Origin of the sequence: Desulfobaculum bizertense DSM 18034 (assembly GCF_900167065.1) — a bacterium.
GTDB classification, from domain to species: domain Bacteria; phylum Desulfobacterota; class Desulfovibrionia; order Desulfovibrionales; family Desulfovibrionaceae; genus Desulfobaculum; species Desulfobaculum bizertense.
Window position 1 is genome coordinate 78,568 of the sequence record NZ_FUYA01000004.1, and the last position, 18,418, is coordinate 96,985.

Consider the following 18,418-nt stretch of genomic DNA (forward strand, 5'->3'; position numbering starts at 1 on the left):
TTAAAATTAAATTAAAAAAAGCATTGACCGAACCGCTATTTTGGGGTGAAGTGCAAATTGCATTTGCGTAAGGCGGTCTTCTTCCTGCATCCAAAGATGTGTTTGGATAAAGTTCTGCCCAGTGCTCTTGGTTTGTCATGTGAGACATCCTGTATGAGCAAGTTTTGACTTTTTTTCTTTTTTTTGGAGTTTTCCTTTGTCCAAGAACATCTATGTTGGCAATCTGGCTTGGGGTGCAACTGACGAAGATCTTAACGACCTCTTCGCAGACTACGGTGAAGTTGAGTCCGCTCGTGTAATCATGGATCGTGAGACTGGCCGCAGCCGTGGTTTCGGTTTCGTCGAGATGGAAGAGCAGGGTGCTGATCAGGCTATCGAAGCTCTCAATGGCAGCAGCTTCATGGGCCGTACTCTTCGTGTGAACGAAGCACAGCCTCGCCCGAGCCGTCCTCGCACTCGACGCTTCTAAATTTTACGTGCACAATTGACGCCCTCCTTTTGGAGGGCGTTTTTTTATCCCGCCACTTTGGCGGGATTTTTTTGTGGATGTGAGTTCGTTGAAGGCGCGAAGCCACTAAAAAAAAAATTCGAAAACAAGAGCCGTCTGACATAGCGCAAGATAAATTAGGCCTTAACCCTAAGCTGACCATATTGTGTCTCACAACGGCGCATTTCGACACGACCTCGTCTTTCACAGTGCCATTTGAGAGCATGTGTCTCCGAAGGGGAATCAACAAGGCAATGCATAGGCTTGAGGGATGTGAGCGGTGTTTTTTTAGGCGTAGGAGGTCTGTTTGAGATTCTTTTCCGGTAGCTGGTTGTGCGTTGGGGGCTGACAGAAGATCAAGAGAAGTTCTACGGCGAAATTTTATGAAGAAAAAAGTGAAGCCTTCGAGACGATTTTGTCTGCTTGAACGGTGATGGTCCTTCTACGGTGGAAGACATATACGTGAGGGGCGTTGTACAGGGCATTGAAGAAGTTTAGGAGAGTAGGGGGGGGCGTGTAAGTGCCAGAATTTTTTAAGAAGAGAAGAGTCTTGTAGATTTTGTGGAAGATCCACGAAAAAGCAAAAATTTTTTGAAATTTAAAGTTTACATAATCACGAAGTAGGGCAAGATTTAGACAGGGAAGAAAGAGTTAAATATATTTTGAAGTTTACATAATCAAATAAAGAGGCTTTAAAAACTAAAAAAGAGGGGAGAGGAGAATTTTTTTAGGAATACGAGGGATAATAAACGTTTCAGTTAGGGCGAAGTAGAGAAGCAAAGTCTTTCTGAAAAGATGAAAATTCAAGAGAATACGCAAAGAAATGAAGAGGGGAAGTTTGCTATGTTACGTCAGGAGATGCAGGCTCGATGCTGTTTTTAACTCTAGAAGGGAAAGAGTCGGCATGCAAACGTGTTTGCAAAGGAAAAAAATGGGATTGGCAAGGCAGAGTAATGGCTTAATTTTTTGTTCTTTTTATAAAGTTTACATAATTATATATAGCAAATACCAATATCCTCACTCAAAATAGCTAAAACCCACCCAACATTACCAAAAATACAAAAAACTCTGGAGCAGGCATACTCTCCTGCTTCGTTATAAACAAAAGGGGGAGACAAAAGAGAAATAAGCGGAAGGCTTAGCTGTTAGGAAAAATCTTTTTTAGGCAAAGCGATATACTAATTTTTTTAGTCTTACAGACGAGGTAGAGTCTTTTACCAAGATTCGTCCCATTTGCTTCATAAAATTACAGAAAGTGCTTCTTGGTTTACCCGTTGAAGTTTCAATTTTGTTTATGATCAGACCAATTTAATCACTCTTGTGGCAAGATTTGATGAGCATAGCGCAAAATTTCTTGAGAAATGTTTTGAACAATTTGAACCTGAAGGCCCCAAGTCAGCCAGTATAAACGAAGTTCCAGACAATATGGGGATGCAATCTGGATCAAAGTGCCGTCTGCGAGCTGTTTTTTTACCTGGAGTTCTGGCACAAGCGTATATGCCATGCCTCGGTGGGCCGCTTCGACAAAGGCCTCAGAGGAGGGCATGACATGGAATGGAAAATCACCGGGGCCAAGGTCGAAGAATTTTTCCAAAAAACGGCTATGGAGTTCATCTTTGTTATTAAAAATAACAGCCGGTGCAACGCGAAGGGCCGTTTTTGTCACGCCGTGAGGAAACCAGCGCTGTGCAAAATCAGGAGTAGCCACGAGGATATAGCGCATGACTCCCAAAAAGTCTGAGCGACCGCCCTGAATAGGCGTTTCATGAGTCCCAATACAGGCCACAACTTCACCGCGTTTGAGCAGAACATGTGTCTGCTCTTGGTCGTCCATGACTAAATCAAACAGAACTCGCTGTGTGTTGGCTATTGGCGCCAGTGCCTCCAAAAGCCATGTTGCGAGGCTATCCGCGTGAACACCCAACGATATTTTTGCGGGTCCTTCTGAGAGATCAGGGGTAATCCCTTTTATTGTTTCTTCTTCAAGGAGTCTGACCTGTTCATAATGGCAGAGGAGCTTTTGCCCTGCCAAGGTTGGCGATACTGGGTTTCCACGAATAAGCAGCGCCTGCCCCATGTTTTCTTCAAGAAGCTTGATTCGTTGGGAAACTGCTGGCTGGCTCACGTGCAAAACTCGAGCTGCCTTTTCAAAACCTTGTTCTTTTACAACGACTGCCAGCGCTTCCAGCAAGCGATAATCAAGCATCCTCTTCTCCTATAATTCAAATTTATAGATCATAAAATAAATGATTTTTACTAATGATACATTCTCGCGTAATTTTTACCCAGTCAAGAAAAATACGTCATATCAAGGTGTGTCATGCTTATTTCTCCATTTATTCAGGGAATCGGAACTGGTGCCGGTCTCATTATTGCCATTGGTGCGCAGAATGCCTTTGTTCTTTCTCAGGGGCTTCAGAAGAACTATCCGCTGCAGATTGCAACTTTTTGTATTTTAGCAGATGCGCTTTTAATCAGTCTTGGAATTTCAGGGCTTGGAACGCTTATCACCCAGCATCAGGGGCTTGCGAGTTTCGCCGCATGGGGTGGGGCGCTTTTTCTTTTTTGGTATGGGCTTGGTTCGTTTCGCGCTGCTTTTTCGGACAAAACACTTGTTGCAACTGAGGACTCACGGCAATCACTCAAAGTCGTTCTTCTAACGGCTTCGGCTGTAACCTTTTTGAATCCTCAGGCGTATCTCGATACGGTTGTTTTGCTTGGTTCAATTGGTGGGCAGTTCCCAGGGGATGGGCGTTATCTTTTTGGCGCAGGAGCACTCACAGCATCAACAGTATGGTTTCTTTCGTTAAGTTTTGGTGCTCGTCTTTTACGCCCTTTTTTCCAGAGTGCTCGTTCATGGAAGGTGCTTGATCTGACCACCTGTGCCATAATGTGGTCTATTGGCGGTTCGCTTGTGTACAAGCAGGTTGCCCTTTTTTAGTTGTTACAAGAAGTTTTCGTTTTCCTCTTTTTTTGCCTCTGAATATTCAGGGGCTTTTTTGTTCCAATTGTGTCCAAATTGATTCGTGGATGATAATTGCGTATGACGCTAGCCGCTTCTTTTTTTACGAAGCCTTTTTGTATTCACTTAATTTTATGAATTGGACGAAGATATGACTCCTGCTATCAAAGCTTTGAAAAGAGCAAAAATTCCATACGTTCTTCATGAATATGAGCACGATGCCAGTGCGGAATCTTTTGGCGACGAGGCCGCTAGCAAACTTGGACTTCCCGCAGATCAGGTTTTTAAAACTCTTGTCGTTGCCTTAGATGGCAAAAAACTTGCCGTTGCAATTCTTCCCGTCTCTCACATGTTAAGCCTGAAGGCTGTTGCGAAAGCCTTCAAAGCAAAGAAAGCCGCTATGGCTGAAAAAAATCATGTTCAGAAAACAACGGGTTATGTGCTTGGTGGGGTAAGCCCTGTGGGGCAGAAGAAGTTGCTCCCGACGTTAATCGACAGCTCTGCGCAGCAGTTTGACGCTATTTATGTCAGCGCAGGCCGCAGAGGACTTCAGATGGAACTGGCTCCAGCTGATCTCGCGCAGCTCGTCCGTGCCCGTTTCGAAAATATTATTGCGTAGGGCCAGAGGGAGAGAGAACCGGGGCCAGCCCCAGCACGGTAGCGCTGGATGGGCGGGTAGGGGAAAATTGGGGGCCTGCCCCCAAACCCCCGCGTAAGGGAATGATTCCCTTACGTATCCTCAACGAGTTTGAATTCCATCCACGCTTCGCGTGAATGAAATTCAAACTTTGGTGAGAATGGCGTAAAGAAGCTCTTTCTCTTCTGCGAGTTGCCACCATTTTCTTTCTGAACGCTCGCGTTCAGAAAGAAAATAAGTGCGGCAGAAAAAGGCAAAAGAACACGCGTTATGGAAACGCCCACTAGGCCAAAATTAAAGGGCCGGATGTAAGGGAAAGCCAACGGCTTTCACACATCTGGCCCTTTAATTTTGGACGAAATCGGGATTCCCAAGGGCCTTGTCCTTGGGCGGGGTCAAGGGGCAGCGCCCCTTGCAGAGCACGAGAAGGAGTCTCGTACCTCCACCCACCCCCAATAAAACACACGCCTCTTGACTTTATAAGGTGAAGGTCGAAGTGTTGGGTTTCCAATAAATACAGTTAAGGAAGGGTAAAATGTTTGCTCCTGAAATTTATGCAAAGCGCCGGGAGGTGCTGGCGAAAGGTGATATTCGAGGTGTTGCGTTGTTTGTGGGGAACTCTGAAGCACCGATGAATTACCGAGACAATTGTTATCCATTTCGTCAGGACAGCACGTTTTTATATTACTTTGGGCATAGCCTGCCTGATTTGTGTGGCACGATAGATTTGGACACTGGGGAAAGCGCTCTTTGGGGGCATGACGCGACTTTAGATGAAATCATATGGACAGGTCCAGTTCCTTCTCTAAAAGAGCGGCAGGAGGCAATTTTAGGAGATTTTTCTGGAAGTCATTCTGAGCTAAAAACATATATTGAAAAACAGCAACGCGCAGGGCGTGAGATTCATTGGGTTGATTCGTATAGAGAAGAAAATAATTTGCGAGTTAAGCAGATACTGAATTATAAGAATCAATCAGAAAAATGCTCGACATGTATTAAAAAAGAAATAATTAAGCACCGCTCAGTTAAATCAAGCGAAGAAGTACTGGAAATTGAATACGCTAATAAAATTTCGCTTGAAATGTATTCGGAAATTTTACGCTTGTGTAATGAAAATGTACCCGAACAAGAAATCGTAGGGGCTATCACTGGTATTCTTGCACGGCACGGAAGTCTTCCTTCTTTTCGGCCGATTCTTTCCGTTCACGGAGAAACGCTCCATAACCACGGCCATGCGAATATCCTTAGGAAGGGGGATATGCTGCTGATTGATTCAGGGGCAGAATCTCAAGAGCATTACGCTTCTGATATTACTCGGACGTATCCGGTGAATCGTCGCTTTGATGAGCGTCAGAAGGCGTTATATTCCATCTTGTATGATGCTCAGACATTTGCCTGTGAAAGCTGTGCCCCCGGCGTGAGCTATTGGGATTTGCATCTGCAAACATGCACCCGAATGGCCGAGGGACTTAAAGAGCTTGGCTTAATGAAAGGCGACGTTCAAGAAGCGGTTCAGAAGGGGGCTTTTGCGCTGTTTATGCCTCATGGGCTTGGGCATATGCTTGGTCTTGATGTTCATGACATGGAAAATTACGGAGAGGATCTTGTTGGCTATGGCGATGAAAGAAAACGGTCAACGATTTTTGGCTTATCAGCTTTACGGATGGCTCGAAAGCTCCAGCCGGGGCATGTTGTTACGGTTGAGCCTGGGTTATATTTTATTCCTGAGTTGATTTCTCGTTGGTATGATGAGCGAAAATTTGAGCAGTATATCGATTATAATCAGCTAGGTGATTTTAAGGACTTTGGTGGGATGCGCGTTGAAGACGATGTCCTTATAACGAAAAATAGCTCAAGAATTCTTGGTGAAATTATTCCAAAGAGTATTCACGATATTGAGTCATTTAAGTAGGTTCTTTTGTGGAAAAGTAATTCAAGCAAATTATCGTTAGCGATAATTTGCTTGAATTCTGCGCTCTATAAAGAAGGTTGGGGGCCAGCCCCCAACCCCCCGCGTAAGGGAATGATTCCCTTACGTATCCTCAACGAGTTTGAATTCCATCCACGCTTCGCGTGAATGAAATTCAAACTTGATGAAAATAACGTCGAGAGTTTCTTTCTGAACGCAAGCGTTCAGAAAGAAAGGACTGGAGCGCAAAGAAAAAGAACACACACCCAGTTAATTAGGCCGAAAAAAAGGGGCCGGATGAAGGGGAAAGCCAAAGGCTTTCACTCATCCGGCCCCTTTTTTTCGGGCGAAATCGGGATTCCCAAGGGCCTCGTCCTTGGGCAGGGTCAAGGGGCGGCGCCCCTTGCAGAGCACGAGACGGAGTCTCGTAACCTAAGGAGAGACAGTCCCAACCATAACAATCCCTTTAAACTATTCTTTTTCCTCAAGCGCGATCAAGTCCTGATATGACTCACGCCTGCGAATACAATGAACATTGGCCCCGTCGACTAAAAGCTCACAGGCGCGTGGACGAGAGTTGTAGTTGGAACTCATGGTAAAGCCGTAGGCTCCTGCAGAAAAACACGCTAAAAGCTCTCCTGATTCACACTGAGCTAACTCACGATCTCGGGCGAGAAAGTCACCTGACTCACAAATAGGCCCAACAATATCATATGATTGAAGAGGGCGCCCTTGGGGCAAAACCTCAGCAATACGATGATAGGAGCCATAAAGGGAAGGCCTAACAAGGTCGTTCATTGCTGCATCTACAATAAGAAAATGCTTGCTTGGCGTGTCCTTGGTGTAAATGACTTCCGTGACAAGAATACCGGCATTCCCGGCAATGCTGCGTCCTGGCTCAAGAATAAGCTTGAGAGGAATGCCCTTGAGCCGTGAGGTCAAAAGTTCTCCAAATTCCTTGGGGTGGGGCGGTTTCTCTTCTTCATAGGTAATCCCAAGACCGCCTCCAAGATCTAAATATTCAATGCATAGTCCCCAGGAACATAACTCGTTGTAAAATTCGAGTATCTTGTCGAGCGCTTCTAAAAACGGCTCAACAGTCGTGAGCTGAGAACCGATGTGGCAGTCAATGCCAATAGGCTGAATTCCAGAAAAATCCTTGGCTTTCTTGTAGAGAGAAAAAGAAGTCTTCATATCAATGCCAAACTTGTTTTTCTCCATCCCCGTAGAGATGTAAGGATGAGTCTTGGGATCGACGTCTGGATTAATACGAAGGGAGATGCGGGCGACTTTGCCCATGCGCAGGGCCATGTCGTTAATGCGTTCAAGCTCCTGTACAGACTCGACATTGAACATAAGAATGTCGGCTTCGAGGGCTTGTGCAATCTCTTCCGGGCGTTTTCCAACACCGGAATAGACTATTTTCTGAGGAGATATACCGGCCTTGAGGGCGCGGTAAAGTTCTCCGCCGGAGACGATGTCCATACCAGCACCCATGCTCCCAAGCAGTTTCAAAACATGAATGTTCGAATTTGCTTTGACGGAATAACACGTCATGTGGTTCAGCTCAGAAAATGCAGAATCATAGGCATTGAAATGCCGCTTGAGCGTCTTGGCTGAGTACACATAGAGTGGGGTGCCATATTCTTTTGCGAGCGTTGTGACGGGCACCTGCTCTGCAAACAGTTGATTTTCCCTGTACTCGAAAAAATGCATGGCTCGCCTCCCGGCGGATGTTTGTATTTATGCTTACGGCGCAACAAGCGCGTCTGAGGCGACTCCTTCAATGCTCTGCTGTGCGTTGTCACCGTAGAGACGCCACATAAACGGGCCGTCACCCAGGTCGCCCTGAACAATCGTCAAGGCGCCTTTGTTCAAGGTAATCCCTGATGTGCCTGGAATGAATTCAAAACGTTTGGAGACCTTAAAGGGACAACCGGGGCAGTCTGCGTCGTTTGTCAGTTCCAGCCAGACACGCTTCACGTTTGAGGTGCTGCCTGTAATGTCTGCGGTAACAGTAAGCTGCCCGTTAACGAGAGTGCCTTTGACATTGCTAAAAGCAAAGGTGTCTTCCTGAATCACAGCTTCTGGCCAAACTTTTTTGCCACAGCCAGCAAGACAAAGCGTGCTGAAGAGAAGGGCAAAGAGAACGAAAAGGGCGTTACGTCGTGTGCTCATCATGAAAGTGTGTCCTTTTTGAGATCCATAGATTTCCATTTATGAAGGATATTCAGGGCTTCAATAGGGGAAAGTCTGTTAATGTCCAAAGCATCCAGCTCACCTACCAGCTGCTCCATTTCTGGAGAGAGCGCAGGAGGCTGTTCTTCGGTCAGTATAGGCTCATCGGCTTTGTTCATAAAGCCGGGCAAAAGAACCGACTGCGTCGCAGGAGCTGAGACGGGCTGATTCTTTCCATTCTTTTTAGCACGCTGTTCAAGGTCTTTCAAAATTTCCTTTGCACGGGAAACAACGGGCCGCGGCACGCCTGCGAGTTTAGCAACCTCAATACCATAGCTGCGGTCCGAGGGACCGGGAACAAGGCGGCGTAAAAAGACAATGTCGCCTTTGTATTCCTTTACCGCGATATTGTAGTTTGAGACCTGCGGCAGAGTTGTTTCCAGCACAGTCAGCTCGTGATAGTGCGTGGCAAACAGGGTGCGTACGCCGCCTTTTCCTCGTGCACACAGTTCCTCGACAACAGCCCAGGCCAGAGCCAGACCATCAAAGGTCGATGTCCCTCGGCCAATTTCATCAAGGATGACAAGGCTTCGGCTGTTGGCTTGCCGCAAAATACGGGCTGTTTCCATCATTTCTACCATAAATGTCGACTGCCCCTGAGCAAGATTGTCGGAGGCACCAACCCGGGAGAAAATACGGTCAGCAAGGCCAATTTTTGCTTTTCTAGCCGGAACAAATGACCCAATCTGCGCCATAATGGTGATAATGGCGGCCTGACGTAGGACTGTCGATTTACCGGCCATGTTCGGGCCTGTAATCAAAAGAAGACGCTTGTGCTCATCAAGGTGCACGTCATTAGGAATATAGTTCGCACTTCCCTGTACGGCTTCCACGACGGGGTGGCGTCCGGCAACAATGTCCAGCTCAAGGCCATCATGAAGCTCAGGGCAGGTCCAGTCACTCTGGACCGCGGCTTCTGCAAGTCCTTGCCAAAAATCAAGAGCAGCAAGACGTCCGGCCATGTCAATAAAACGGTGGCGGGATTCTGCTATGCGCTGACGAAGCTCATTAAAGAGGGTGTATTCCAACTCTTTGCGCTTGTCCGAGGCAGAGAGAAGCTTTCCCTCAAGCTCCTTGAGATCCGGTGTGATGTAGCGCTCGCTGTTTACGAGCGTTTGCTTACGCGTAAAGTGGTAGGGGACTTTCTCTGCAAGGCTCTTGGGAACTTCCAGGAAATAACCAAAAACCTTGTTGAATCCGAGCTTGATTTTTTCAATACCAGATTCTTTCTTCTCGGCTTCAAGCAAATCCTGAAGTCGAGCTTCGCCGTGCTCTGTCAGCTCGAGCAGCTCATCAAGGTCTGGGTTGTAGCCATACCGAAAGAGACCGCCCTCTGTGATCTGATGGGGCGGATTGTCCGCAAGGGCTTTGATAAGGAGTTGAGCCCAGTCTGCAAGACTATCCCATCCTTTAAAAAGCTGTTCGAGCGCTCTTGGTGCTTCATCTGTTTCCTGAATGCTGCGGTCCAGACAGGCCGCAATATCCGGCAAGACTTCAAGAGAGTTGCGCAGGGCCAAAAAGTCTTTTGGAGTCGCTCGATTCAAGAAAATACGGGTGGAAAGACGCTCAAGGTCATAGACCTTATCAAGCTCGTCCCGAAGCTCTTCACGCATATCTTCATGCTTAACGAAAAAGCTGACTGCTTCCTGAGACTTGCGAATAGGGGCGAGGTCCTTCCATGGGCGCTGGAGGCGTTCCGCAAGCAGACGGCCTCCCATAGGCGTCAGAGTTCTATCTAATACAGACCACAGAGTGCCGCGGCCCCTGCCGCCATCAAGACGACGGAAAATTTCAAGGTTGCGCTCTGTGACTTCATCAAGAATAAGATGCTTGCCAAGGTGAAGCGGCTTGAAGGGACTCAGGTGTTTGAGGTCGCGTTTTTGAGTTAGCCGCAGGTATGAAAGCAGTGCGCCGCATGCCTGCGTGAGCTGTGGCTTGTCAGCCAGCTCAAGGGCTTTCAGATCGGCAACGTCCTGAGCTTCGCAAAGGCGGCGCACAGAACCCGACAGATCGAAAAATGACGGAATAGGCTGGTAGTGAACTTTGGGTTCCATGTCTGCAAAGCGCTTGGGAACGGAGTGCTCGCGAGGCAGCAGGATTTCACTGGGATTGACCTTCTGCATCCACTGCCACAGTTCTTCCTCACGTTTTGCCTGAATACCTGTCCATTCACCCGTAGAGAAATCAACCCACGCAAGACCGCCAGCGTTCTTTTTGGAATCATAGAAGAGGGCGGCAAGATAGTTGTGATCTTTTGCAGTGAGGCTGGAGTCTTCAACGACTGTTCCGGGGGTCAGGATGCGGGTGACTTCACGCTTTACAAGCCCTTTGGCCTGTTTGGGGTCTTCCACCTGATCGCAGATGGCCACGCTGTGTCCCATCTCCAAAAGCTTCGGAAGATAGTTGTCGCGGGCGTGATGAGGGATTCCGCACATCGGGACAGGGTTTTCTGCCTTGGGATTGCGGGTGGTTAAAGCAATTTGGAGGTCGCGGGCCGCGACCTCTGCGTCTTCAAAAAACAGCTCGTAAAAATCGCCCATACGATAGAACAGAAGCGCACCCGGATTTTCTTCCTTGATGCGCAAATACTGTTCAAGCATGGGAGTCAGTTTCGTCTTGCTCACGTGCTTGGTCTATAAGGCCGGCTTAGTGCCGGGAAAGGGTTGTGTTATTTGTTGATAACAGCGCGGTAGGAGATCGAATGCCAGCTATGGCAGCGGGGGCATTCAAAGAAAATCTGTTCGCGCTTGAGTCCACACTTGCGGCAGACAAAGCGTTTCAGTTTTCTAGCGCGCTGAATAAAGAATTCCAGTTGCTGGCGGAATGCAGGAGAAAGGGGCTGGTCGTCCATACTGATAGCCAAAAGCTCCAGACGGGCAGGCCAGAAATCCTGATTGAGAACAAGGGTCCTTTCGAGCCACTTGCGGGACTCTTCCTTGTTTTGTCCCCATGCCATCCATGCAGCATAGAACTGCGTCAAAAGGTCTGGCTCGGCCTTTTCCAAGACTTTGAGCACTGCCTGAGAAAGGGCTTCCTGCGGATGATACTGGAAGGGAAGATCGCTTTTGAACGAGTCGTCACTGTGTTCGGCGAGGTCCGCAGCAATGATGCCTTCAAAAAGGATAAAAGCAAGAGCAGGCTCCACCTGAACAAGCGCCTTGTCGAGGTGCTTGGAAAGAGCAGTCCAGTCCTTTTCGCGCATATCGTAGAGGAGACGCTCTCGCCATGCTTCAATCGACCCAGGATAGGTCTTGAGGGCTTTTTTCAGCCATTTGAGGGCAAGAGTCGCATCCTCTGGAAATTTTTCTTGAGCAATGCGCATCGTGTAGTGCGCCTGTGCAATAGGATTGTCCAGCTTGGCATAGTTGCGGGCCGCACGTTCATAGTCGCCAGCATCTGCCGTAAGCAGGGCAAGTTCGCGAATTATCGCAGGTTCGTCGCCTTCAAGCTTTCTGGCTTGTTCAAAGGCACCAAGGGCGCGGTCAACAAAGCCGCTTCGCTTGTAGTCAACGCCCAGCTCATACCAGGCTTTGGCTTTGATACCTTCATCAATGCCGGGGCGAACGATAAGGTTCTGGCGAATCTGTACCGCCCGCTCGATTTCTCCATGTGAGCGGTACAGATTCCCAAGCGCCAAATAAATTTCAACGGCGTCGGGGTTATCCTTGGCGACCTGACTCAGCTCTGCAATAGCTGTCTGAGTGTCACGGGAGACCGGGGCATAGCCCGTGTCTTCGTGCAACTCTGCTTCAATGTCTGCAAAAAACCTTTGTCCGCGTTTGCTGCGGAAAAGGGAAGTGAGCCAGTTCATGGAACCCCCGTACCGGTTGAGTCGTTGGCGTTATTTATTGTCCTGAGCGTCCTGAGAAGCCTCAGCAGCAGGCTGCTCGACAGGGAAGTTTGCATCTTCCAGCGGCAGATTGCGCAGGGAGTTCACTTCTTTTTCGAGAGTCTTGATCTGCTTGCGGCAACGGCGCAGTTCTGTGCCCATGCGGCATTTTTCGAACAGAAAATACAGGGTACAGATGACGCCACCGATGATAAAGGAAAAAAGAAGAAGGAAGTAGACAGGCTGAACAATATGGAACAGGTCCTGACCAAACATGTTCAGTCCGAGTTCAACCGGGTGAGCAAGAGCTTCGATGTTCTGGGCAAACAGAACCATGGTCAGAAAGAAAAGGGCCAGCAGCACTAATGCTTTCAGATAACGCATTATTTTCCATCCTCCTTGGCGGATTGTTTGGTGCGCCTGAGTTCATCAAAATATGGTCTAAGCTTGGCATATGTCTTTTCCAGATGCTCTGGGACTATACGTGCTTCAGACATCACTGCCATAAATGATGAATCCCCAACCCAGCGGGGTACTAGGTGAAAATGAAGGTGTTCCTTGATTCCAGCACCGGCGGCCTCGCCGATGTTCACTCCGATATTGATGCCCTGAGGATGAAAATGCGTTTGTAGAATACGTGTACACGCGTGGATGAGATCCATGATTTCGTGATGCTCTTCTGTCCGAAGGTCAACAAGATTCATGACATGTCGATAGGGCGTTACCATCAAATGTCCGTTAGTATACGGATAAATGTTCATGATAACAAACGCGTGCTGCCCTCTAAAGAGGATCTTGCGCTGTTCATCTTCGTCGGTATGTTCCGGCAGACAGAACGGGCAGGAATCCGGTTTCGGGCCAAGGATGTAGTCCAGTCTCCACGGAGCCCATAGTACTTCCATATTACGACCTCTTTTTCGTCTTCCCCGAGAAAATTCCCGGTGCCTCAAATAACGACGTTCGCTTTTCGCGACGGCGTATGCCCTTTCTTCCTCAAAAAGACGGGTGAATCATACGTGCGGGGTCATCAAGGGCCAATTTCATTTCAATGCGCACGGTTAGAAATATCATACCTTACACGCTGTCACAACGTGGAGTCTTGTATCCTTTGCAATAAGGAGTGCTCCTGTTTTCTGGTCTCCACCATACCGGAAAAGAGCATTTTATGGTGTCTTTTCAATATGTTGGAAATTTACTTCAAAAGAGCAGGGCACCCCTTGAGTGCTTCTTATGACAGGAAGGACACAGTTACACGGCAATGGCATGGAGAGCAAGCGCTCACAGCCTGTTGCGGCCCATGATTACTGCATATTTTTTTCGATTCCCATGAAGTCGGGGTCAGTGACAAGTTTTTTCGCAAGAAAGAGCTGGTCGTCCCGACAGGCGGCCTCGCCGTCAATAACTGAAGCAAGGATTTTGCGCAGAATTTCGCCATAACGGGGACCGGGTTCCAGTCCAAGGTGCTGGAGATCTGTACCGCTAATGTCCAGTTCAATGCCCCGGAGTTGTGTCAGGTACTGCGAGAGGTATTTGCGGGTATCTTCTTTATTGAATTTGGCCATAAAGAACAGCAGGCCCTCAAGAGGAAGTTCTTCCAGCAGGAAGTACAGGTCACTTAACGGGCCGCGACGGTTACGCCATTTTTTAAAGGAATAGATCGTCTTGTTGGTGTGATGGCGAAGTGTCAGTAGCTCGTTTGCCTGCCTGTTGGTCAGGTTCAGTCGTTCGCAGATAGGCAAGATTTTGTTTTCGGCAACACCGTTCAGAAGTGCAAGCAGATAGACAATAGCCCTGCGTGGTTCTTCTTTAAGATATAGGAGCTTGTACCAGTCCAGAACGACTTCAAGTTCTTCCAGAAGCTCTTCCTGAACAGGCGTGAGAGTCAAAAGCGGGTGTATAGACTCAAGGACTTTGTAGTCCCGAAGACTCCGCAGGCAATCCAGAACGTGCTCTTCTTCAAAGATAGAGCTGAGTTCGTGGAAAATGCGGCTTCCTGACAGCTTGGAGATCATATCAAGCTGCATGGCGTTTCGGATAAGGCGATCAGTCTGGCCACCAATGCGGAACTGGTAGCGCTGGGCAAAGCGGATAGCACGCAGGATGCGTGTTGGGTCTTCAACGAAAGACAGGGAATGCAGGACTCGGATGACGCCGCTTTTAAGGTCTTTTTGCGAACCAAAGAAGTCAACGAGCTGGCCGAGTTGCCCCGGATTAAGTTTGACTGCAAGGGCATTGATTGTGAAGTCCCTTCGGTAAAGGTCCATTTTAATAGATGAAAGCTCGACCGTGGGGAGGGCGGCTGGGTATTCATAATATTCGAGTCGTGCTGTGGCGACGTCAATATGCAGGCCGTTTTCTAAAATTAAAACGGCAGTCTGGAACTTGTGGTGTGCCCGGACGCGCCCGCCGATGACTGTCGCAAGCTTACGGGCAAAGACAATACCGTCACCTTCCACAACAAGGTCAAGGTCTGTGTTGGGCGTATTCATAAGAATATCCCGAACAAATCCCCCTACAGCATAAACCTGAGTCCCAAGGCTGCGGCCCAGTTCACCTGCTTCCTGTAAGATGTGAAACAGGTCTTCCGGGAGCCGGTCTTTGAGCATGTTCTTGATGCTTCGTTCTTTTTTGCGGTGAGGCAAAACAGACTCAGGCATGCGGGCTGGTTCCTCTATGAGGATATTAATCAGGTCTGTTCTGGTCAGGACACCGATGACTTCGTCCCGTTCAATAACGGGGACGAGACGCTGTCCCTGCCCCAAAACGATTTCCATAACGTCATAGAGATTTGCATTGGGGGCAACAGTTGCATTGGAGCGCATAAGGTAGTCGGTTGCAGGGGCGTCTCCAAGGCCGTGGGAAACAGCTCTATCAGCAATCTGATGCTCCAGGACGCCTTTGCACTGGCCTGTTTGGGAATTCACAACGGGTGCGGCTTTGAGACCAAAACGGGTCATGATGTCGCAGGCATCTGCGGTGCTTTGGGTATCCTCAATAAGAATAGGAGGATGAGACATGAGCTGTCGCACGCTACCGTGGGGTTTTATTGAGGAATAGAGCAGGGCAAAGAGTTCGTCTTTGACCTGAACAGGTGTTTTGTCCTTGATGCTGGCTGAGGCTGCTGCAGCGTGTCCACCGCCGCCAAAAGACGCACAGATTTGCCCAACGTTGACTTCGGGGATTCTGGAACGGGCGACAAGGTGGACGCGGTCATTCATGCGTCCAAGGGCAAAGAGGACGTTGGTCTGCTCTATGTCCATCATTTTGCGTACAAGCAGTGCAAAGTCGCTGACATATTCATCTGTGGATACCTCTGCGACCGTGATGGAAATATTATTAATGTCATGCGTGTGGGCAGATTCAAGCATGGCATTGAGTAGGGCAATTTGATCTGCACTTATGTCTCGGGTGATGAGATCAGCAATAAACGTGACGTCCATGCCCTGCTGCAAGAGCCACGATGCGGCGTGATAGTCGTATGGGGTTGTAGAATTAAACGTGAAAGAGCCTGTGTCTTCATAGATACCAAGACCGATGACGTTGGCTTCGTCAGGAGTGATGTGTATTTCACGTTTTTCGAGTTCGTGGCAGAGAATTGTTGCTGTTGATCCCCAGTCGAGAACAAGTCCGCCATCCTGAGTGACATCATCTTCGGTATTAGGGTGGTGGTCATAGGCATCAATGGTGAGGTCGGAGTTGTCAAAGACTTCAGCAAGGTGGGATACACGTGTTTTTTGCCGTGTATCCACCATGACAAGCTTTTTGACTGTGCTTAAGTCTATCTCCTTCACATTTTTAAAATTGTAGGCATAAACAAGGCTTTCGATGTAGAAATTTCGCAGATTTTTTTCCTGACTCCCGGGGAAAACCAACACGGCGTCAGGGTAAAGATGGCGGGCGGCAACCATTGCAGACAGGGCATCAAAGTCTGCATTCATATGGCAGGTAATCACTGTTGGCGCCGCAATTTTTGACTGAGCTTGAGACATAATCTTCAACTAATCCTTTAAGTTTGAAGCAGGGTGCTCGTTTTCTGTCTTAATGCTGGAACGCGGATGGAAGTCGTTGTGCATGCGTCGCAGCCGGCCACTTTGGACATGAGTATAAATCTCTGTCGCAGAAATGTCTGCGTGCCCGAGAAGGACCTGAACTGTGCGGAGGTCTGCACCGCCTTCCAAGAGATGGGTTGCAAAGGAGTGGCGAAAGGTATGCGGGGATATTTCCCGCGTTATCCCGGCCTGCGCTGCGTACCGTTTAACGCACTTCCATACGGCCTGACGGGTAAGTCCTTTGCCTGAACGGTTGAGGAAAAGTTTATCTTCAACAGGGGAGAAGCTGGAACGCCAGTGGTTAATGTATGTTTCCAGAAACTCCTGTGCTGCGAAGTGGATGGGGACAAGGCGTTCTTTTGCCCCTTTACCAAAGACCTTGAGGACGCCGACCTGAGGATCAAAGTCAAAAGGTTTGAGCTGGATAAGTTCCGAGACACGAAGACCTGCGGCATAGAGGAGTTCAAGCATCGTTCTGTCTCTAAAGCCAAGTTTTTCTTCTGTTCGGGGCTGCTCAAGGACAGCGGCCATTTCTTCTTTGCTCAAAACTTCTGGCAGCTTTTGCGGAAGTTTGGGGTTCTCAAGGTACTCTGCGGGATTTCCCGGAAGTTTTCCCTGCTCATCAAGCCATGAAAAAAAACCGCGAAGGGCAGACATGTTACGGGCCAGACTCCTGTTTTGGAGTCCTTTGCTTCGCAGGTAATACAGATATAGGGAGAGATCTTCCTGGGTAATATTTTCGAGTTGTGCTCGTTTTTCCTTTAGAAATGCAACAAAGCCGGAAAGATCGCTTTCGTATGCTTTGAGCGAGTTCTCAGAAAGGCCGCGAACAACAAGGAGGTATTCGAGGTAGGTATCAAGAAAAGGGTGCGTTACGTGTTTTCTTGCTCCGGGAGCGATGGTGTCCTGCTGCTGAGTGCTCATGAGTTTCCTAAAAAAGTAAACGGGGTTGTATTTCTGTTTTTGCTTTCTGTGACGGTACACGGTGCACAGGGACTTCTCAAGTTTTCTAGCTGACACTTCTTAAAGAGTATCCAGTTGACATGGGCTTATGGTGCCAGTTAATTTTGATACCTTCGCAAGGATTGTGGAATGACCGCTTGAACCGTAAGAAACATTAAGGAGAGACATCTCGTGTCGAATTTTAAGTTTGCAGACAGGATTGCACAGCTTCCACCGTACCTTTTTGCCCAGATTGATAAGGTCAAAAAGGAAGTCGCGGCCCGTGGAGTTGACATCATTAGCCTTGGCATTGGTGATCCCGATCTCCCAACTCCCGATTTTATCATCGATGCCCTGCACGCTTCCGCTAAAAAGCCTGTCAATCATCAGTATCCTGATTACGAGGGTCTTGACGAATTCCGCGAAGCAGTTGCCAGATGGTATAATGGCCGTTTTGGCGTCGAGCTGGATTCCACCAATGAAATTGTGAACCTGATTGGTTCCAAAGAGGGCATTGCCCATTTTGCAATGGCATTCACGAACCCCGGTGATTTAAATCTGGTGTGCACTCCCCATTACCCAGTTTATCCCATTGCAACGAGTTTTTGTGGCGGTGAAACCAAGTTCTTGGCTCAGGTAGAGGAAAATGACTTCCTGCCAAATCTCGATGAGATTTCTGCGGAAGATTGGGAACGCGCAAAGTCCATCTATGTGAACTTCCCGAATAACCCTACAGCAGCAATGGCTACACCTGAGTTTTTCCAGAAGCTGGTAGACCGTGCTCGTGAGACCAATACCATTATTGTTCACGATGCTGCGTACACCGAGATTTACTACGATGCGAACAAGAAGCCGATGTCTATTCTTGAGACTCCCGGCGCAAAAGATGTCGCTATCGAATTCCACTCCCTGTCCAAGACATATAATATGACTGGCTGGCGTGTGGGTATGGCAGTGGGTAACTCCCAGCTCATTGCTGGTCTTGGCAAGATCAAGACAAATGTTGACTCTGGCTGTTTCCAGGCTGTTCAGGAAGCTGCGATTATTGCTCTTGATAAGGGTGAGCCTTATGTTGAGGAGAATCGGAAAGTGTACCGTGAACGTCGCGACATCATGATCGCTGCCTTGAAAAAGGCTGGGATTGAGTGCCGTGTGCCTGATGCAACTATTTATCTGTGGGCAAAGGTTCCAGCTGGATACACTTCCGCAGATTTTGTTACGAAGGTTATGGAAGAAAAGGGTGTTGTCCTTACTCCTGGTAGCGGTTTTGGCGAACCTGGAGAGGGATATTTCCGTATTTCTCTGACTGTACCTTCTGAGCGCCTTGAGGAAGCAGCTGAGCGTATTGCCAGCCTGTAAAAAAGC

General features: G+C 48.3%; 14 protein-coding genes. 5 read left to right on the top strand and 9 right to left on the bottom strand.

Annotated features, from left to right (window positions below; translation table 11 throughout):
- Positions 1-196: 196 nt before the first annotated feature.
- Complete coding sequence (locus B5D23_RS06995; RefSeq protein WP_078684706.1) at positions 197-469, top strand: RNA-binding regulator; 273 nt, start codon at positions 197-199, stop codon at positions 467-469.
- Between the two features lie 1,330 nt (positions 470-1,799).
- Here B5D23_RS06995 and B5D23_RS07000 read toward each other — a convergent pair.
- Entirely contained in the window at positions 1,800-2,693 is an 894-nt protein-coding gene (locus B5D23_RS07000) for a LysR family transcriptional regulator ArgP (RefSeq protein WP_078684707.1), read from the bottom strand.
- A gap of 114 nt (positions 2,694-2,807) precedes the next feature.
- On the opposite strand from B5D23_RS07000, the gene B5D23_RS07005 reads away from it, so the two are divergent.
- From B5D23_RS07005 to B5D23_RS07020, 3 genes are all read left to right on the top strand, one after another.
- On the top strand, positions 2,808-3,428 hold the full coding sequence (locus B5D23_RS07005; RefSeq protein WP_078684708.1) for a LysE/ArgO family amino acid transporter: 621 nt from the start codon (positions 2,808-2,810) through the stop codon (positions 3,426-3,428).
- 172 nt (positions 3,429-3,600) lie between these two features.
- Entirely contained in the window at positions 3,601-4,068 is a 468-nt protein-coding gene (gene ybaK, locus B5D23_RS07010; protein WP_078684709.1) for a Cys-tRNA(Pro) deacylase, read from the top strand.
- Positions 4,069-4,621: 553 nt separating this feature from the next.
- Positions 4,622-5,998 (top strand): aminopeptidase P family protein, encoded by a 1,377-nt coding sequence (locus tag B5D23_RS07020; RefSeq protein WP_078684711.1) that lies wholly within the window; start codon positions 4,622-4,624, stop codon positions 5,996-5,998.
- A 468-nt stretch (positions 5,999-6,466) separates the two neighbouring features.
- Here the strand turns inward: B5D23_RS07020 and lysA are convergent, their stop codons facing one another.
- From lysA to xerD, 8 genes are all read right to left on the bottom strand, one after another.
- Entirely contained in the window at positions 6,467-7,711 is a 1,245-nt protein-coding gene (lysA, locus tag B5D23_RS07030) for a diaminopimelate decarboxylase (RefSeq protein WP_078684713.1), read from the bottom strand.
- Between the two features lie 33 nt (positions 7,712-7,744).
- Complete coding sequence (locus B5D23_RS07035; RefSeq protein ID WP_078684714.1) at positions 7,745-8,176, bottom strand: hypothetical protein; 432 nt, start codon at positions 8,174-8,176, stop codon at positions 7,745-7,747.
- Entirely contained in the window at positions 8,173-10,833 is a 2,661-nt protein-coding gene (mutS, locus tag B5D23_RS07040) for a DNA mismatch repair protein MutS (RefSeq protein ID WP_078684933.1), read from the bottom strand. Before mutS ends, B5D23_RS07035 begins: the two co-directional genes overlap by 4 nt.
- A gap of 68 nt (positions 10,834-10,901) precedes the next feature.
- Positions 10,902-12,044 carry a tetratricopeptide repeat protein gene (locus tag B5D23_RS07045; RefSeq protein WP_078684715.1) on the bottom strand — a complete coding sequence of 381 codons (1,143 nt, stop codon included), beginning with the start codon at positions 12,042-12,044 and terminating at the stop codon, positions 10,902-10,904.
- Positions 12,045-12,074: 30 nt separating this feature from the next.
- Positions 12,075-12,446 carry a lipopolysaccharide assembly protein LapA domain-containing protein gene (locus B5D23_RS07050; RefSeq protein WP_078684716.1) on the bottom strand — a complete coding sequence of 124 codons (372 nt, stop codon included), beginning with the start codon at positions 12,444-12,446 and terminating at the stop codon, positions 12,075-12,077.
- Positions 12,446-12,964, bottom strand: a complete 519-nt coding sequence (locus B5D23_RS07055) for an HIT family protein (protein ID WP_078684717.1) — start codon at positions 12,962-12,964, stop codon at positions 12,446-12,448. Before B5D23_RS07055 ends, B5D23_RS07050 begins: the two co-directional genes overlap by 1 nt.
- A gap of 399 nt (positions 12,965-13,363) precedes the next feature.
- A complete protein-coding gene (locus B5D23_RS07060; protein ID WP_078684718.1) occupies positions 13,364-16,051 on the bottom strand; it encodes a CBS domain-containing protein in 2,688 nt (895 codons plus the stop codon).
- Between the two features lie 9 nt (positions 16,052-16,060).
- Positions 16,061-17,035, bottom strand: a complete 975-nt coding sequence (gene xerD, locus B5D23_RS07065; protein ID WP_078684719.1) for a site-specific tyrosine recombinase XerD — start codon at positions 17,033-17,035, stop codon at positions 16,061-16,063.
- Between the two features lie 210 nt (positions 17,036-17,245).
- Here xerD and B5D23_RS07070 point away from each other — a divergent pair, with 210 nt between their 5' ends.
- A complete protein-coding gene (locus tag B5D23_RS07070; protein WP_078684720.1) occupies positions 17,246-18,412 on the top strand; it encodes an LL-diaminopimelate aminotransferase in 1,167 nt (388 codons plus the stop codon).
- Positions 18,413-18,418 lie beyond the last annotated feature (6 nt).

Excerpts from the sequence above, each read along its gene's own strand:
- lysA (WP_078684713.1), bottom strand. The coding sequence starts at position 7,711 with ATGCATTTTTTCGAGTACAGGGAAAATCAACTGTTTGCAGAGCAGGTG.
- B5D23_RS07000 (WP_078684707.1), bottom strand. The coding sequence starts at position 2,693 with ATGCTTGATTATCGCTTGCTGGAAGCGCTGGCAGTCGTTGTAAAAGAA.
- B5D23_RS07050 (WP_078684716.1), bottom strand. The coding sequence starts at position 12,446 with ATGCGTTATCTGAAAGCATTAGTGCTGCTGGCCCTTTTCTTTCTGACC.
- ybaK (WP_078684709.1), top strand. The coding sequence starts at position 3,601 with ATGACTCCTGCTATCAAAGCTTTGAAAAGAGCAAAAATTCCATACGTT.
- B5D23_RS07005 (WP_078684708.1), top strand. The coding sequence starts at position 2,808 with ATGCTTATTTCTCCATTTATTCAGGGAATCGGAACTGGTGCCGGTCTC.
- mutS (WP_078684933.1), bottom strand. The coding sequence starts at position 10,833 with ATGCTTGAACAGTATTTGCGCATCAAGGAAGAAAATCCGGGTGCGCTT.
- xerD (WP_078684719.1), bottom strand. The coding sequence starts at position 17,035 with ATGAGCACTCAGCAGCAGGACACCATCGCTCCCGGAGCAAGAAAACAC.
- B5D23_RS07045 (WP_078684715.1), bottom strand. The coding sequence starts at position 12,044 with ATGAACTGGCTCACTTCCCTTTTCCGCAGCAAACGCGGACAAAGGTTT.
- B5D23_RS07055 (WP_078684717.1), bottom strand. The coding sequence starts at position 12,964 with ATGGAAGTACTATGGGCTCCGTGGAGACTGGACTACATCCTTGGCCCG.
- B5D23_RS07060 (WP_078684718.1), bottom strand. The coding sequence starts at position 16,051 with ATGTCTCAAGCTCAGTCAAAAATTGCGGCGCCAACAGTGATTACCTGC.
- B5D23_RS07035 (WP_078684714.1), bottom strand. The coding sequence starts at position 8,176 with ATGATGAGCACACGACGTAACGCCCTTTTCGTTCTCTTTGCCCTTCTC.
- B5D23_RS07020 (WP_078684711.1), top strand. The coding sequence starts at position 4,622 with ATGTTTGCTCCTGAAATTTATGCAAAGCGCCGGGAGGTGCTGGCGAAA.